At 57.1% G+C, this 16,992-nt stretch carries 17 protein-coding genes; 13 read left to right on the top strand and 4 right to left on the bottom strand.

Features of this window, described 5'->3' with window-relative positions; translation table 11 throughout:
* Positions 1–675: DUF6030 family protein (locus HJB83_RS20435; RefSeq protein WP_221140778.1), on the top strand; the 675-nt coding region annotated here is incomplete at its 5' end.
* A gap of 27 nt (positions 676–702) precedes the next feature.
* Here HJB83_RS20435 and HJB83_RS20430 read toward each other — a convergent pair.
* Positions 703–1,077 (bottom strand): hypothetical protein, encoded by a 375-nt coding sequence (locus HJB83_RS20430; protein WP_221117536.1) that lies wholly within the window; start codon positions 1,075–1,077, stop codon positions 703–705.
* 196 nt (positions 1,078–1,273) lie between these two features.
* Here HJB83_RS20430 and HJB83_RS20425 point away from each other — a divergent pair, with 196 nt between their 5' ends.
* The 12 genes from HJB83_RS20425 to HJB83_RS20370 all read left to right on the top strand — a co-directional run bounded on the left by HJB83_RS20425 (position 1,274) and on the right by HJB83_RS20370 (position 12,533).
* Positions 1,274–2,347, top strand: coding sequence for an endo-1,4-beta-xylanase (locus tag HJB83_RS20425; protein ID WP_207581445.1), 1,074 nt, complete (start codon positions 1,274–1,276; stop codon positions 2,345–2,347).
* Between the two features lie 31 nt (positions 2,348–2,378).
* A complete protein-coding gene (locus HJB83_RS20420) occupies positions 2,379–3,530 on the top strand; it encodes a glycosyltransferase (RefSeq protein WP_221159581.1) in 1,152 nt (383 codons plus the stop codon).
* The gene (locus HJB83_RS20415) at positions 3,530–4,033 is read left to right on the top strand and encodes a DapH/DapD/GlmU-related protein (RefSeq protein WP_007630830.1); all 504 of its coding nucleotides are present in this window, start codon (positions 3,530–3,532) and stop codon (positions 4,031–4,033) included. Before HJB83_RS20420 ends, HJB83_RS20415 begins: the two co-directional genes overlap by 1 nt.
* Entirely contained in the window at positions 4,030–4,932 is a 903-nt protein-coding gene (pssM, locus tag HJB83_RS20410; RefSeq protein ID WP_221132339.1) for an exopolysaccharide glucosyl ketal-pyruvate-transferase, read from the top strand. Before HJB83_RS20415 ends, pssM begins: the two co-directional genes overlap by 4 nt.
* 151 nt (positions 4,933–5,083) lie before the next feature.
* A complete protein-coding gene (locus HJB83_RS20405; protein ID WP_207581448.1) occupies positions 5,084–6,586 on the top strand; it encodes a lipopolysaccharide biosynthesis protein in 1,503 nt (500 codons plus the stop codon).
* 31 nt (positions 6,587–6,617) lie between these two features.
* Positions 6,618–7,649 (top strand): polysaccharide pyruvyl transferase family protein, encoded by a 1,032-nt coding sequence (locus tag HJB83_RS20400; protein WP_207581449.1) that lies wholly within the window; start codon positions 6,618–6,620, stop codon positions 7,647–7,649.
* A 10-nt stretch (positions 7,650–7,659) separates the two neighbouring features.
* The gene (locus HJB83_RS20395) at positions 7,660–8,481 is read left to right on the top strand and encodes a galactosyl transferase (protein ID WP_207581450.1); all 822 of its coding nucleotides are present in this window, start codon (positions 7,660–7,662) and stop codon (positions 8,479–8,481) included.
* A gap of 81 nt (positions 8,482–8,562) precedes the next feature.
* Positions 8,563–9,507 (top strand): glycosyltransferase family 2 protein, encoded by a 945-nt coding sequence (locus HJB83_RS20390; protein WP_207581451.1) that lies wholly within the window; start codon positions 8,563–8,565, stop codon positions 9,505–9,507.
* Positions 9,508–9,530: 23 nt separating this feature from the next.
* A complete protein-coding gene (locus tag HJB83_RS20385) occupies positions 9,531–10,415 on the top strand; it encodes a glycosyltransferase family 2 protein (protein ID WP_207584357.1) in 885 nt (294 codons plus the stop codon).
* Positions 10,412–11,392 carry a glycosyltransferase family 2 protein gene (locus tag HJB83_RS20380; protein WP_221117518.1) on the top strand — a complete coding sequence of 327 codons (981 nt, stop codon included), beginning with the start codon at positions 10,412–10,414 and terminating at the stop codon, positions 11,390–11,392. Before HJB83_RS20385 ends, HJB83_RS20380 begins: the two co-directional genes overlap by 4 nt.
* A gap of 209 nt (positions 11,393–11,601) precedes the next feature.
* Positions 11,602–12,060: a glucuronosyltransferase gene (locus HJB83_RS20375; protein ID WP_207581453.1), complete on the top strand. Its 459-nt coding sequence runs from the start codon at positions 11,602–11,604 to the stop codon at positions 12,058–12,060.
* Positions 12,057–12,533 (top strand): glycosyltransferase, encoded by a 477-nt coding sequence (locus tag HJB83_RS20370; RefSeq protein ID WP_207581454.1) that lies wholly within the window; start codon positions 12,057–12,059, stop codon positions 12,531–12,533. Before HJB83_RS20375 ends, HJB83_RS20370 begins: the two co-directional genes overlap by 4 nt.
* A 145-nt stretch (positions 12,534–12,678) precedes the next feature.
* On the opposite strand, the gene HJB83_RS20365 is transcribed toward HJB83_RS20370, so the two are convergent.
* The 3 genes from HJB83_RS20365 to HJB83_RS20355 all read right to left on the bottom strand — a co-directional run bounded on the left by HJB83_RS20365 (position 12,679) and on the right by HJB83_RS20355 (position 16,670).
* Positions 12,679–13,374 (bottom strand): SGNH/GDSL hydrolase family protein, encoded by a 696-nt coding sequence (locus tag HJB83_RS20365; protein WP_207581455.1) that lies wholly within the window; start codon positions 13,372–13,374, stop codon positions 12,679–12,681.
* A 185-nt stretch (positions 13,375–13,559) separates the two neighbouring features.
* The gene (locus HJB83_RS20360; RefSeq protein WP_207581456.1) at positions 13,560–14,867 is read right to left on the bottom strand and encodes an HlyD family type I secretion periplasmic adaptor subunit; all 1,308 of its coding nucleotides are present in this window, start codon (positions 14,865–14,867) and stop codon (positions 13,560–13,562) included.
* 15 nt (positions 14,868–14,882) lie between these two features.
* Positions 14,883–16,670, bottom strand: a complete 1,788-nt coding sequence (locus HJB83_RS20355; protein WP_221117519.1) for a type I secretion system permease/ATPase — start codon at positions 16,668–16,670, stop codon at positions 14,883–14,885.
* Positions 16,671–16,992: the final 322 nt, after the last annotated feature.

Genomic DNA, 16,992 nt, shown 5'->3' with positions numbered 1-16,992 from the left:
CCCCTGCCCCGCCCGACGCCCCCAGCCACCTTCACGTTTCCATTGCATATCATCGAACCGCCGGTGGCACAGACCGCGTCGACTTTTCTGCGGACATGGCGGATATCCGGGCCTGCAATGTGTGCGGCGCTGCGCAATGCCGGCATCGAAACCAGCGATTGGGCGGCGGCAAGCTTCGACGCCGATACGTTCGAATGCATTTTCGAGCATAGCGGCAAGCGGGAGAAGGATCAGCTTCCGAGTTCCATCTTCGTCATCGTTCGCGGCGACGCCACCGGCGCGATCAACAACATGCGGGTGAAAATCATCAATCCCGAGACGGATCAAAATGGTCAGCTCGATCCCAACATTCTGCGAATTTTCGAAACCATGTTGCGGCAACCGCAATGGCTCGATTTTCACGAGACGCTGAACGCGATCAAAAATCTGAGGGACATCAAGGAAGACGGCTTTGGAGCCAGCATCAATTTCAGCCGCGAAGTGCTCAATCCTGGGCGGTATAATTTTACGCTAGCCCTGGATGCCACTTCGGGACCCCAGAAAAGAACGAGAAACTATTTTTCCGAGAGAGCATGGCTTCGATCGCCCGAGCCGACGGTCGGGACCGACCTGCGGCCGGCATCCATTCCTGCCGATGCCAAGGCACCGGCACAAAGTCAGGAACATCCGCATTAGGGTCAGCTGAGATTATGCGCCGACTTCTCACGCCATGTAACTTGCATCGTCGTGATGCCTGGCCAAAATCTCGTAAAGCTCTTTCAAACTGTCCGCACTCGGCCGTTCGGTGCTGTCCCCGCCCGCCAAGCGCCAGACACGCTCGACATTGAGGTCCTGCGTGACTTGCTCAAGGTCTTCGTTCAGCGAGCGAATGGCGGCCTCCGATCGACGCAGCCGCCCCGACAGCCTGACAAGCGCTGCGAACGACAGAAAAATGACGCCGGTGACACCGAGAACGAGCGCCGAGAATTGTCGGGCATCGAGAAGAAATAGATCGTTTCGAATGGTCGTCATAAAAAAAACGGCATTTTGCAATGCCATATGAAAACAGCTTATCAGATAGCTAAACCAATCTTCCATCACCAGCGCCCTCCAGAACAGTTTATATCGTGGCGCCGGCTGAAAAGTCTAGCACACACTGACAATATCCCCTACGGCGAAAGTATATTTAGGGTTGAATTACTCCGTTGAATTGAACGCGAATGCCGCGTTGCCGACGAGCCTGGCCCTCTAAATTTGGCCGCGGACATCAAAAAAGCCAACCGTGAGAGATAAAATGAATAGAAGACGTTTCCTCGCCTCGGTTCCGCTCGCCCTGTTGTATGCCAATGCGGGCCACGTCCTGGCACAGGTGCCTTCAGCGGGAGGGCTGCGCGCCCTTGCCGACGGCAAGGCGTTCCGATTCGGATCGGCAATCGACCTGCAAAATATCAGCGATCCAATTGCTTCCGAGATATACATCAATAACGTCAATTCAATAACGCCGCGAAACGAACTGAAGTGGAATGCGACGGAAAAGAGGCCCGGTGTTTTCAGTTTCAGGAATGCGGACCGGATGGTTGCATTTGCGCAAAAAAACAACATGAGGGTTTATGGCCATACGCTGATCTGGTATCGCGTCCCGGAGTGGGTGTCGGACATCACCGACGCGAAGGCGATTCAGGCGACGATGAACCGTCACATAAAACAGGTTGTCACTCGCTATAAGAACTCAATCGACGCTTGGGATGTGGTGAACGAGCCGTTGGAATATGATGCGCCGGATCTGCGAGATTGTGTTTTCCGACGCCTTCTTGGCGACGACTATATCCGTATGAGCTTCGATATGGCACATGAGGCAAATCCCGGCGCAATGCTGGTGCTGAACGAAACGCATCTGGAGAAAAAATCCGACGTGTTCGAACAGAAGCGCGCGCGTATCCTGAGAATCGTTGAGGATCTCGTCGCCCGGAAATCGCCGATCAATGCGGTGGGGCTGCAGGCGCATTTCCGTCCCGGCCTCGACCGGATCGATCCGGAAGGAATGGGGCGCTTCTGCGCGGCGCTGAAGGACATGGGTGTCGGCGTGTTCATCACCGAGCTTGATGCCTCCTGCCAGTTCCTGAACCGCGACAAAGGCTTTTCGCCGACGTCATACGCGGATATTTTCGGTGATGTGATTACTGTGGCGGCCGAGCGTGGCGACTTGAAAGGCGTGACAGTATGGGGCATGTCGGAAAAATACGGCGAGCGCATTGAGAACGAAGCCGCTCCCGACGCAGCCTGCGCAAAGCGCGTTAATCTTTATGACGACAACAATGCGCCGAGAAGTGCGGTTAATGGCATCAGGCGGGCAATAGAGGCGATGTGATGGGCAAGACAACGGAGACGTCGACAGATTCATGAGAAAAGCCGTTATTTACGTGGAAAAATTTTTGCCTGCCAGCCAGGCATTTGTTCTCAATCAGGCGGCAGCATTTCGTTCTTTCGAAGCTGAAATTCTTGCCGGCACGCGAATTCCGTCCGCCCACACCAAAAAATCCACTATCCCGGTTCATGACATCCGTCGGTCTCCCGTTGCGCGGGCCGGCGAACTGCTTCTGAAAATTCCGCAGATCGGCCTTCCCTTTCTCTTTCCGGCGATCGGCCAGGCCGATCTCGTTCACGCCCATTTCGGCAAGAACGGTTATGTCATCGGCCCCCTGGCGCGCGCCGCCGGCAAGCCGCTGGTCACGACATTCCACGGGTTCGACGCCACCTATGGCGGTGACCCGAAAAAGCCGGGCGGCTTCAATCAGGTGCGCTTTTTTGCCAAGGGCCGGAGCGAGATGGCTGGCTGGAACAGCTGGAATATCGCCGTTTCCGATTTCATCCGCGATCGGCTGCTGGCGCTCGGCTTTCGCGCCGACCGCGTCTATCGCCATCATATCGGCATCGATCTCGATCTGTTCAAAATGGAGCCACGTCCACGAAAAAAAGGGCTGGTGGTTTCCATTGCCCGCTTCGTCGACTATAAGGGCCACCGCTTCATGATCGACGCGCTGGCACGCGTGGCGGCCGCCGGCACTCCGGTCGAATTCGTCATGGTCGGCCAGGGTCCTTTGAAGGAGGAAATCGAAGCACTGGCGCGTCGTTCCTTGCCAAGCGTCACGATCCATGAAAATCTGTCGCAGACTGAGATAAGGGATCTGCTCGCCAGTGCGGAGCTTTATCTCCATGGAAGCGTGACCCTCGATAATGGTCACGCTGAAGCTTTCGGCCTGGCCAATCTCGAGGCCGAAGCCGTGGGAACTCCGGTCGTCGCATTTCGCTCGGGAGGCGTGGGCGAAGCGATCGAAGAGGGGAAAACTGGTTATCTCGTGGAGGAGCGGGATGTCGCAGGAATGGCCGAAGCAGTCGGAAGGCTGCTCAATGACCAGGCCCTGTGGACAGCCTTTAGCGCGCGGGCACCGCTTCTGGTGGCCGAGCGCTTTGACTTACGTCGTCAGACGGGGATGCTCGAGGACTATTACAGTTCCGTGCTAGACGAATTTTCCAGCCGGGGTCGGACTTGATGGTGCAGACAGGAAAAAAGCCGAAGTGGGGACTGAACGTATTTCGGCCGCTGCGGAACGGAATTGTGAAGGCCAAATGGCTCTACTATACGAAGTTCTGGGGAATGGACATCGATCCGACGGCCAGCTTTTCCCTGAGCGTGCGGTTCGACAAGACCAATCCGAAGGGATTGCATATCGGCGCGGAAACCTATGTCGCCTTTGAGGCGGCGATCCTGACCCACGACCTCACGCGCGGGCTCTATCTTCACACGAGAATCGGCAGACGCTGCTTCATCGGCGCCCGCAGCATCATTTTGCCCGGTGTTGAAATCGGCGACGAATGCGTCATCGGCTCGGGCTCGGTGGTGACCAAGAGTGTTCCACCGCGCTCGCTGGTCGCGGGCAATCCGGCAAAGATAATCCGCAGCGATATCGAGATCATTTCGCGTTACGGGCGCATGGCACGCGAAGACGAGACGGTCTCGATCGTCAAGCACTTGCCGACTGGAGAAGCACGATGAAGATGTTTGCCTACCGCGGGAAACACGAGAATTTCGGCGATGAACTCAACCATTGGCTCTGGGAGCGTCTGCTACCCGGCTTCTTCGACGATGACGAAGGCCAGCTCTTTCTCGGCATCGGTTCGATCCTCTACGACAATTTCGATCCGAACATGCAGAAGATTGTCTTCGGCTCGGGTTATGGCGGCTACACCAACCCGCCGAAAGTCGATCGCAACTGGACATTCTATTTCGTCCGCGGAAAGAAGACCGCCGAGATTCTCGGCATCGATTCGAGCTACGCCATCGGCGATTCGGGCATCCTCACGCGGAGCTGCTGGGATACAAAAAGCATCGAGAAGCGTTATCCCGTCTCGTTCATGCCGCATTATGAAAGCGCCATGTACGGCAGCTGGGATAAGGTTTGCGATCTCGCCGGTATCCACTATATCGATCCGCGCTGGTCGGTGGAAAAAGTTCTGACCGAAATCAGCGCATCACATAAAGTCGTCTCGGAAGCGATGCATGGCTGCATTATATCAGACGCGCTTCGCGTTCCTTGGCGGGCGATTCGCCCGATCGCTCCAGGGAACAGAGCCAAGTGGTACGACTGGGCGAGTGCACTTGATCTGGAGATCGATTTCGACCCGATCGGCCCGTCGAACCTCGTCGAAGCCGGAGCCTCGCTGGTTCGGAAAAATACCTACCTATTGAAGAACGTAACATTCCGTCACCGCCGGATCCGCCAGCTGACCGGAAATTATGTCTTCGGATCGACCGTCAAGACATTGCAGCGAGTGGCAGAGAAGCCGGGCCAGCTCAGCACAGACGAGTCTATTGTAAGAGCACACGAGAGAATGCTGGTCGAGCTGAACCGGCTGAAGCAAGATTTTTCCAAGAAAGCGGCAAGCGCCCTTTAAGGTCGCAATCGCTTTCGTGACGAGGCAATTAAAGCATGATGCTTTCTAACTTCATGAATACCCTCTGCGCCGGCAAGGAGCAGAAGCACCTTCGATGCGCATGCGGCCCGCTCAAATGGTCAATGTCCGCGACCTCGGGAGCCGTTCGCCCATGAGCAGTGTGACCGACCGACTGATCCAGGGCAGCATGTGGCTGAGCCTGTCCCGCGCCATCGTCAACGGGCTTTCGGCACTCAGCACCTTTGTCCTCGCCTGGTATCTCGTACCGGCTGACTTTGGTCTCGTCGCTATTGCAACGACGATTCAAGTCATCTTGAGTTCGGTCACTGAGCTTTCGCTCAATCAGGCGCTCATCCGCCACGAGTCTCCGAGCGAAACCCATTTCAGCGCGGTTTGGACACTGAGCGTGACAAGAAGCGCCATATTGGCGCTGCTCTTTGCCGCCGCGTCTTATCCGATCGCCGAGTTTTATAATGAACCTCGTTTGACGAGCGTGATGCTTGCCTTGAGTTTCAGCCTGCTCCTGAGCGGCCTCGCCAACCCACGCCGCGTCATGCTCCAGCGCGATCTGATCTTCTGGCAGGAGTTCGTGCTGAACGTCTCGCAAAAGCTGGTCGGTTTCGTCGTGACGGTGGCAATTGCCGCCATCTACCAGAGCTATTGGGCTCTCGTCATCGGCACCCTTGCCTATCAGGTGACCAATATCATCGTGTCCTACACCGTCTTGCCGTTCTGGCCGCGCATAACCTTCCGCCATGCCCGCGAATTGTTTTCCTTCTCGGTCTGGCTGACGGCCGGACAGATCGTCAACACGCTGAACTGGCGCATCGAGTATCTGCTGATCGGTAAGATGCTGGGCGCCACACAGCTTGGTCACTATACGGTCGGCAACACTCTTTCGACGCTGCCGACGCGCGAGGCTACCGCGCCGTTGAACCAGACGATTTATCCGGGCTTTTCGAAGGTCCGGAACGACCCGGTCCGGCTTGTCGCAGCCTATCAGCGCGCACAGGCCCTGTTGGCTGCGGTGGCGCTTCCGGCCGGAATCGGCATGGCTGTTGTGGCTGACCCGATGATGCGGCTTGCCTTGGGAGAGAAGTGGGCTCCTGCGATCTTCATCGTGCAGGCACTTGCATCGGTCTTCGCCCTGCAGACCCTTGGCTCGCTCGTCCAGCCGCTGGGCATGGCGAAGGGCCATACCAAGATGCTGTTTATCCGCGACACGCAAATGCTGGTGGTTCGCATTCCCATCATCATCGCCGGTCTCATGATGGCCGGGCTTCCGGGCGTCGTTTATGCGCGCGTGCTGACGGGTCTGATTTCCACCGTTGTCAACATGCTTCTCGTCAAGCGCTTAATCAATCTGCCGTTCTTCCAGCAGCTCGCGGCAAACTTCCGCGCGCTTGCCAGCGTCGCCCTGATGGCCGCCGGCATCTGGGGATTGTCGCATTTCATGAGCGCTCCCGTCGACAAGCTGGCCTTGGCCCTTCACCTGGCCATTCTGGTCATCACGGGCGGTATTCTCTATGTCGGTTCCAGCTTTGTCCTGTGGCTCGCAATGAACAAGCCAAATGGCCCGGAAACCGAAGTTCAGCGTATCTTTGCCAAGTTCCTGTCAAAAGCCAAACGTATTGCCGTTCCCAAGTCGGCTTAAAGCTAAAACGAACATTAACAAGTGAGGCAGAATGACCAGCCTATCCAGATCTGAGCTGATCGCAAAACTCAATGGCATGATCCATGATTGCCTGAAGGACTATGTCTCGCGCGACGAACCGCTCGCGATTCTCGACTTCCCCGACATCCGCAATTGCGGCGACTCGGCGATCTGGCTGGGTGAGATGGCCTATCTCAAGGATCGCTTCGGCAAGCGCCCGGACTATGTTTCCAGGCTGTACGATTTCTCAGCCGAAGAGCTGAAACGGCGAGTTCCCACAGGCCCGATCTTCATTCACGGCGGCGGCAATTTCGGCGATATCTGGGTTGCCCACCAGGATTTCCGCGAAGCGATCATGGAGCGTTTCCCCGATCGGCAGATCATCCAGTTCCCGCAGTCGATCCACTATAGTTCGCCTGAGCGCATCGAGCAGTCCAAACGGGCAATCGGTCGCCACAAGAATTTCGTGCTGCTCGTGCGAGACGAAGAATCGAAGGAATTTTCCGAAAAACACTTCGACTGCACCGTACGGCTATGCCCGGATATGGCCTTTGCCATCGGCCCACTTCCGGACAGGGCCACCCAGATTCCCGTTCTCGCCATGTTGAGAGAGGACGCAGAACGGGTCGGCGGCACCGATCGCAACATTCCTTCCGAAATTCCTGTGGAAGACTGGATCACGGAGTCGAAACGGAAGGTAGATATCGCCAAGAAGCTGGGGGTGGCGTCGGCCTATCTCGCATTGAAGCCAAGCGAAGTTGCATTGCGGAGGCTGGACGCCGCAGCGCACAACCGTTTCGAGCGCGGCATCAGTCAGATCTCGCGTGCTCGCGCAATCGTCACCGATCGTCTGCACGTCCATATTTGCTCGTTGCTGCTCGGCCGCCCACACGCCGTGCTGGACAACAGCTACGGAAAAATTCGCCGCTTCATGAATGCTTTCTCCGGCGGAACGGATCTTTCATACAAGGCAACCTCGCTCGACGACGGGATCGAATGGGCGCGTCACCAGGCGGCGATGGACCATGCCGGTCGAAAAGAAGCCATGAGCTTGCGGGCGTAGGGAGAATTCGATGCCACTCGTCACCTTCATTATACCGGTCCGGCATCAGGACAATGCCCGCGATTGGAGCAGGCTGAAGGCAAATCTCACCCAGACCGTGGCCTCCATTTCCAACCAGACCAATGGGGACTGGCGCGGAATCATCGTGGCGAACGAAGGGGCCGATCTGCCTGATCTGCCGGAAAAATTTTCCGCCTTGCGCGTGACTTTTCCGCCAAACGACCTGCATGAGCTTGGAAAAGGCAGCAAGGAAGACTTCCTCGATGCCTTCCGGGCTGACAAAGGCCGGCGTGTTTTGAGCGGCATGTTGAACGCCGCCGACAGCCGCTTCTTCATGATTGTCGACGATGACGATTTCGTCAGTTCTCGAATCGTGCAACATGCATCCGAAAATCGGGACGCCAACGGGTGGACGATCGACCATGGTTACATCTGGGACGATGGCGGCAATTTCCTGTTCGGCCATGATGACTTCAGCCATCTCTGCGGCACATCCTTGATCGTTCGTGCCGATCTCTACGATCTGCCGAACCGATTTGAGGATGCTTCGCTTGACTGGATCAAGTCGATGCTTGGTAGCCATGTCCGTATCGCGAAAATTCTGGCGCAACGCGGAGCGCCGCTTGCGAAACTTCCCTTTCGCGGGGCGGTCTATCGGGTTGCCCATGGCGGATCGCACAGTCAGGCACCAAGCCTGCTGCGACAGTATTTCCTGAACCGCGGCGTGCTCACCAAACCGCGGCGCTGGTTGCGTAATCTTCGTAAGCTGAGGGTGCTCGGCGAAACTCATAGGCGCGAATTCTTCGGCAAGACGCGGTCGAATCCAGCCTAAAACCCTTTCACCCGAACATCGCACAGGCAGTCAAAATATGAGGCTTTTCTCTTTCGACTTCACCAAGAGGGTTGGTAACTGATGTCGGATCTATTCGTCAGCGTTATCTTTTCATCCTACAATGGCGCCAGCCGCCGGCTGCGCCACACTTTGGATTCCTTGGTGCGCCAGGAGCTTCCTCATGATCGATGGGAACTGATTGCTGTCGACAATAACAGCAATGACGACACGTTTGATCTTTTGAAATCCTATAGCGACAAGCTCCCGATCATCATCCTGCAACAGCACAAGCCCGGAAAGTCCGGCGCGCTGAACTTGGCTTTGGATCGGGTGAAGGGAGATCTTGTCGTCTTTACGGATGACGATATTCGCGCCGAACCGAATTGGCTGAAGGCGATCGTCGACTGCGCCACCGCCCATCCGGGCTATGGCGTCTTCGGGGGCCGAATCGTCCCTGATTGGGAAAAGGAGCCGACGGCCCGCTTTATCGAGTGGATTCCCATGGGATCCACCTTTGCGATCGTGAATGAAACGCAAAGCGGACCGTGCGACCCGACAAAGGTCTGGGGCCCCAATACGATCATTCGACGTGAGCTGCTTGGACCGAGCGTGCGCTACCGGGAAGATATCGGTCCTCTTCCAGGTAAGATATTTGCCATGGGCGAAGATGCGGAGATCATCATTCGTTTGGCGGCAAATGGCGCCAAATCCTATCGATGCGCCGAAGCCGTGGTTCATCACTGGATTCCGGCAGCAAGTGTCACCGAGGACTGGGTGCAAAAACGCGGCGAGCGGCTTGGTTATGGCATGCCGGCGCTCTTTCCCGACGAAGTGCCTGGAGGGGTAAGGCTAAGTGGAGTTCCGCTTCCGACCTGGATCGAAAGCGCGCAATGGGCATTGCGGGCAGCCACGCTTTATCTCTTGCCGCAATCAAAGAAGCGTTTCTGGGCTATCTGGAAATATTACTACATGCGGGGGTATCGTGCTGGAATTCGCCGATATGCGCCTCAGACGCTGGCGCGGTGATCGATTGTCCAGGAGGCGATGATTTGAAACTCTCGGTGCTCATCAATAATTTCAATTATGGTCGCTTCCTGCGCCCATGCATCGATAGCGTTCTGTCGCAGACCTACCCTGACTTCGAAGTGGTGGTGGTCGACGACGGATCGACCGACGATTCCCGTGAGATTCTTGCCTCCTACGGGGAACGGATTCTGACTATATTGAAGGAAAACGGTGGTCAGGCGTCGAGCTTCAATGCAGGCTTTGCGGCGGCAAGCGGCGATATCCTCTTTCTCCTGGATGCCGATGATGCGTTCTTGCCCGGTAAACTCGCACGGATTGCCGAGATCTACGATCGCAACGAGATCGACTGGTGTTTCGACCGGGTGACGACCGAGGAAAATGACCAGCCTCCTGCAGAACTTCAAGTGACGCTGTTCGACAAGCGGCACGCGCTTCGCAATGGCGGCTTCCCTTCGCTTCCGGTTCCGACATCGGGCTTGAGCTTCCGCCGCAGCCTGCTGTCCCAGATATTGCCGATGTCCGTCGCGACCGACGTCGTTCTGAGCGACAATTATATTAAGTTTGCCGCAGCCTATCTCGGCCGCGGCGCCATCGTTGAAACACCGCTGACGTTTCAGCGCATTCATGCCTCAAACCGCTATACGGGCACAAGCAGGGCAAAGACGCTGCGCCCGCGGATCATGATCGCGACAGGGCTGGAACTGGCACGCCGCTACGACGGGCTGCAGGCGCTCGGCAAGAGCCTGGTGGCCGGCGGCATTGCCGAAACGACATCGCTGCTGAAGCTCCGGAGCGAAGCGCGCAACATGGTGGCGGGCGGTCCGTTCGGCGATGATGCCGCGACCGAATTGGCCTTGATGGCGGCGCGCAAGCGTTTGGGAAAGATGCTGCGGAGGGGACAGTCGTGAACCAGCAAGAAACTTTCCCGCATTCAGCAGCCGGTACCGACGTCGGCGCAGCGCCGTTGAAGATCGCCGTCGGCGTGCTGACCTATCGGCGTCTGGACGGGATCGCCAAGCTGCTTGACGTCATGACGCGCCAGATCAGGCACCCCGTCCGCCCCTATCATCTCACCATGGTGATCGTGGATAATGATGCGGCCGGCAGCGCCAAGGCAACGGTGGAGAGCTTCGGCCAGACAGGCGCCTACGACCTGATCTACGTCGTCGAGCAAAACCAGGGCATCCCCTTTGCCCGCAACCGCGCGCTGGATTCGGCACCTCCGGGCACAGACCTCTTCTGCTTTCTCGACGATGACGAATGGCCGGTCGACGGCTGGCTGGACGCTATGCTGGAGACTCGCCAGAAAAGCCGCGCCGATTGCGTCTACGGCCCCGTCCAGCCGGTCTATCCGGAAAACCCACCGGAATATTTCATCAAGGCCAGGGTATTCGAGCGCAAGAAGAACGTGGACGGCCAGCGTATCGGTTATGCGGCTTCGAATAACGTCATGTTCGACTATCCCCTGATCCGCTCGTGGAATCTTCGTTTTGAGGAGAAAATGCGCTTCACCGGCGGCACGGACTATCTTTTCTTCAATCAGGCCATCCGCCGCGGCATGCAGGTTTTCTGGGCTGACAAGGCCCTTGTCTATGACATCGTTCCGGCAAACCGAATGACCTGGAAATGGGTGTTGCAAAGACAGTATCGGCTGGGCAATACCTTCGCAGTCAGCGAGGTTCTGCATGGCAACCTCAAGCGCCGGATTTATCGCGCCGCCTATGGCGCCACGAGAGTCGTGCTTGGACTGGTCATGCTGCCGGCGATCTTGATTTCACCCTACTGGGGCATGCGGGCTCTCACCCATGTTCTGCGCGGCGCCGGCATGGTTAACGGGATTCTCGGACATGCCTATCAGGAATACAAGCCCAATGCCGCCCTCTGATATTGTTTGCGCAAACGCCCTTGGAGAATTTCTGGCCCTTACTATGTTTCAGCCAAAAGCATCATGCGTAACGGCGTCGATGAACTTCATGGATTCAACCAACCGGGCCAAGAATGGTAGACTATCACTGAATTACTCTGACACAACTGCTGTTCGAACCGAACGGTTTTTCGCTCTTGTCGTCGGTCAAATATAGGGGATGCCTGTCTATGACTGAGAAAAAATTGAAGGTTCTCGCTGCCTCCTCGGGAGGCGGCCACTGGGAGCAGATGATGGCCATGCGGAGCGCTTTCGAGGGCTGCGATATCGTCTTTGCAACGACCATCCCAGGGCTGCTTGCCAAATACGACATTCGCGACGGCCTGGTCCTTCCCGATTGCAGCCGCGACTCGATTACCATGTCGATCCGGTGCTTTTTCAGCGCCTTCGCCATCGTTATCAAACACAAGCCCGACGTCGTCATCTCCACAGGTGCGGCGCCCGGCCTTTTTTGCCTGCTTGCCGGCAAACTGACGGGCAAGCGGACGATCTGGATCGATAGTGTCGCCAATGTCGAGAAGCTCTCCCTATCGGGAAAATTGGCTGGCCGTATCGCGTCGCTCTGGCTCACGCAATGGCAACATTTGTCGCGGCCGGATGGCCCCCACTACGCAGGAGCTGTCCTTTGATCCTTGTCACCGTCGGAACGCAGCTGCCGTTTGATCGCCTCGTCAAGGCAGTCGACACCTTCGCGAAAGAACTTTCCAAGCCGGTTCTGGCGCAAATCGGCAAGGGCACCTACACGCCACAGAATATGAAATGGATCAAGAATATCGAGCCCGCGGACTTCGATAGGGTCTTTTTCGATGCAAGCGTTATCGTCTCGCATGCGGGAATTGGCACGGTGCTGACCGCAAAACGTTTTGGAAAACCGATCATTCTCGTTCCCCGGCAGGCGTCGCTTGGCGAGCATCGAAACGATCATCAGCTTGCCACGGTAGGCCAGCTCGCCGGCCGACCGGGCATCTATGTCGCGCATACCGACGAGGATCTCAAAAACTATCTTCTCGACGATCTGGACAGCCCGTCTCACGAGGACCCGTCAGAGGTTGGACGGGCTTCGCTGGTCACCTACCTTAAAGGCTATCTGGCGACAGTCTGACCCCAAGCCCCCCGCGGACCCTAGAGCATGTCTCGCAAAAGTGTGCCGCGGTTTTGCGATAAAGACATGCGTAAAAACAAAGACCTAAAGCGTGACAAGCGAATCTGAAAGATCGCGACACGCTTTATCGGCAAGGCAGGAATCTTCAGTCTTTGCAGTTGCCGCCGGCGATATGTTTGACAAGTTCCGGCACGATGATTTTGGAAGCAATGTCGGGCAGCGGATGGGCACCATCAGGAATCGCTGCGGCCAGATCCCCCGATGTCAGACGCTGCCAGTTGGGCCGGTGGTCGACAAACTCCAGACCTCGTTTCTGGGCCTCCGCCTCATGGGCCGAGATGTAGCTGCCGACAAAGGGGCGGATAAGGCCACGCAGTCCCGAAAACGGATTCATCGCCATGACGATGATCCGCGCGTGCGGCAGGCGCAGCCGAATCTGGTCGAGGATATCGCCGATATCCTTTCGGCTTTGCGCAAGCGACACAAACCGCTGCAATGCCGCATCGTTGGCGTAAAGCTCGATCAGCACGATATCCGGCTGCTCGGCAATAACGCGATCGATCTGGGTGAGAGCCCATAGCGACGTCTCGCCACTCTTTGCGACGCTCTCGACCGTCACCGGCCTTTGCAGGCAGGCTGCAAGCGCCGTCTCGAGAGACGATTGCCACCCCCCGCGGGCCGTCAAAGATGTTCCGAAGGCTACTATTTTCATCGGCGGGGAATTTTCGGCATAACCGCTTTCGGGCGCTGAGAGCATAACCAGACACGCCGAAAGCAGAAGCCATCCATAGACCGATCGTCTCTCAGTTGGCACCGTGCTCCAAAGCCGCAAACGTATCATGGAGAAACCATATCTCGGCGGAGCCCAGAGGTCACGCGTCCTTCCTTGAACCAAGCGGCAGCAGGATTACAAGTTTCTGAAGTCGACCACTCATGCCGGGTTTGACGCGGCTATGGCCTCATGCGGCCTCGCTGATCGGAAATGCCATATGTCAGGACCCTCGCAACGACGCGGTCCAAGCGCCATCACTCCTCACGAAATACGTGCTGCATCTGATCGGTCAGCGGCTTCGTCAGATAGGAGATGACGTTCCTGTCGGCGATCTTGATAAAGACTTCGGCCGGCATGCCGGGATAGAGCTTTATCGACTTCAGCTTCGCGATGCTTGCAGCCTCCGGCTTGACGCGAAGGGGATAATAGCTGATGCCCGTCCGCTCATCCTTGACGATATCAGGTGCAATCGAGGTGATCTCGCCGCGCACATCAGGCGTCGTGCGCTGATCAAAGGCGCTGAAACGCACATCGACGGACTGGCCGACGTGAACCTGGTCGATATCGCGAGTGGCGACTTTCGCCTGAACCGTCAGATCGTCATTTTCGGGAACGACGAGCATCAGCGTCTCACCAGGATTGACGACGCCATTGACCGTGTGAACAGAGAGTTCGTGAACGCGCCCACTGAGCGGCGCGGTAATGTCGAGACGGCGGAGTTGATCGACAGCAGTTCCGCGGCGCTCTTCATTCTCGGCGATCTTCGCCTCAACGTCGGTCAGTTCTTTCGCGATCTCCGAACGACGATCCTCGTCCAGCTGGATTGACTGGCGATCGATCTCGATTGCCTTGCCTTCGGCCTCCGCCTTTGCGGCGATTTCCTGGCCGCTGTTACCCTTGAGTTCGGCGCGGGCGCGCTTGAGCGCATTCAAACGCTGGAGCGTAACCAGCCCCTTCTTGTAGAGCGTATCGACGCCCTCGAGCTCCTGTTCGATCAGGCCTAGGGAATCATTGGTGGCGTCGATCTGAACGACCAAGCCCTTGATCTGCTCGGCCAGCTGATCCTTGCGCGACGCCAACTGGCTCTTCATGCCGATCAGCGCCGATCTGCGGCTATCGAACAACTTCGTCTCGCCGTCGAGCAGATCCCGCGCGGCGGTGCTGGATGTCAGATCACTGATGTTTTCCTCGACATCGAATGACTCGGCGTCGATCCGTTCGGCCTTCAGACGGGCACGGCGCGCATAAAGCTGAGCGAGCGTGCTCTCGACGATCGAGAGCTGTGCTTTTGTCGTCGTGCCATCGAGCTGTATCAACACCTGTCCAGCCGTCACATGGTCATTTTCGGAAACCAGCAGTTTCGAGACGATACCACCGATCAGGTGCTGGACCTTCTTGACATCACCATTGACGACGACCACGCCTTCGCCGATGACGGCGCTCGAAAGTTCCGTCGTTGCTGCCCAACCGCCAATGCCGCAAACGAGAGCTAGCGACAACACGCCGACAATGGCGACATGACGATTGAGGGAACGTTTGGATTCGCTGATAATCTTGTTCAAAATTTTCCCTCCGGCCTATTCGGCCGCATTCATGCCGTCGACCACGACTTTGAGCTGAGCCACACGCTCGGCAATCGGTGTACGCGCTGCTTCAATCGGTGTGCGCGCTGCTTCCGGTCGGCTGACCCGTGCCAGAACTTCCTCCTTGGGACCGAATGCGATCATCCGGCCGTCCTGCATCATCAACACGAAGTCGCACACGGCCAGAACGCCGGATCGATGTGCGATGACAACGACGATGCCGCCGCGTGCGCGCACGCTCATGATCGCGGCACTCAGTGCCCGTTCGCCTTCTTCATCGAGATTGGAGTTCGGTTCGTCGAGCACGACGAGGAAGGGGTCCGCGTAAAGCGCTCTTGCCAGTGCGATACGCTGTCTCTGGCCGGCCGAAAGCGCTGCCCCCCCTTCACCGATTTCGGTTTCGTAACCATTCGGCAGACGAAGAATGAGATCGTGAACACGCGCCGCCCTCGCCGCGGCAACCACGGTCTCAGGCGACATATCCTTCGCGAAACGGCAGATATTCTGCGCGACGGTCCCCGAGAACAGTTCGACGTCCTGCGGCAGATAACCAATGTGCCGGCCAAGCGCGTCACCATCCCACTGGTCGAGTGCTGCGCCATCGAGGCGGATGGATCCCCTGGCGGTCGGCCAGATGCCCATCATCGCCCGCGCCAAAGATGACTTGCCCGAGGCGCTGAAACCGATAACCCCAAGTGCGCTTCCTGCTCTCAGCCCGAAGCTGACATCGGAAATCACCAGGCGTTGGCCAGCCGGCGGCCCGCTTGCCAGTCCCTCCACCGTAACCTGCTTGGAAGGCGCCGCAAGCGCGAGGGGGGCTGGAATTTCCGGAATGGTTTTCAGCAGGTTCGCAAGCCGCCCCCAGCTTTGCTGGGCGGAAACGAACCCGCGCCAATTTCCGATCGCTGCTTCCACAGGAGCCAGCGCGCGAGATGTCAGAATGGAGCCCGCGATGATGATGCCTGAAGAGGCCTGTCCTTGAATGACCAGGATCGCGCCGGTCGCAAGCGTTCCCGATTGCAAGGCGATACGGAAAATCTTCGAAAGGGTCGCATATCCGTTGCCGACATCCGATGCTTGCCGGTTGATGCCCCGGTATTCCCCGTTCTTGCGTTCCCAGATTTCAGCCATGGTGCCCGCCATGCCCATTGCGTGAATGACCTCGGAATTGCGGATCGAGGTCTGCGCAAACGCATTTCGCATATTGGCGGCGTCGGACTGCCGTTTTGAAACCGTACGCGTTCCCTGGTTGGTCAAGAACGTCAAGATGGCCAGAACCAGAGATCCACCAATCGCGATATATCCGATCGCTGGATGAAACAGGAAGCAGATGACGATATAGAAGGGAAGCCAGGGCAGATCGAACATCGCCGTCGGGCCCATGCCGGACAGGAAGGTTCTGATCTGGTCGAAGTCGCGCAACGGCTGAAGCCCGTCCCCGCCGATTTTGACCTTCAACGGCGCCTTGATGAGCGCCCGGAACACACGTCCATTCATCATCTCGTCGAGCGCACCGGCAACACGCACGAGCATTCTGCTTCTGAGAACTTCGAACGCTCCCTGGAAGGCGTAAAGAGTTAACGCAAGTATTGCCAAGGCAGTCAGCGTCGGTATGCTTTTGCTTGGGATGACTCTGTCATACACCTCAAGCATAAAAAATGAACTTGTAAGATAAAGGATATTGATAAGCGCGCTAGCTATGCCAATGAAGATAAGCCCCCCTTTGCACTTCCGTAAAGCTTGGGATGGCTCGCTGACATCGGTTGCCGAACTCTGAAACACGAAATATTCCTCTCATACCGCATGGCACACAACCCCAAAAGGCGAGCGTGCACTGCAGCTACGGGTCCATCAAAACCCGATCAATGACATGACTGCCTTTGGACCCTCGGCACCGGTGCCAAATTCCGCTTGCAAGTCCACAGCCTATTATATGAATCCCACCGAAAAGTGACCAACAAAAAAACCAATTGATAGCGCGTGATTTCAGGGGTTCTACGTTAAAGCTACGCTAAATATACCGGCCTAAGCAAGTGAAAATCGCAAACCGCCCAATTACGGCTCAAGGCGATGACCGTGTCGCGCGCCATAAACACGATGCTTA

The sequence above is a fragment of the Rhizobium sp. NZLR11 genome, from assembly GCF_019685115.1.
Taxonomy (GTDB): Bacteria; Pseudomonadota; Alphaproteobacteria; order Rhizobiales; family Rhizobiaceae; genus Rhizobium.
Note: the sequence above shows the minus strand (reverse complement) of the source record. Positions and strands in the feature narration are given on the sequence as shown.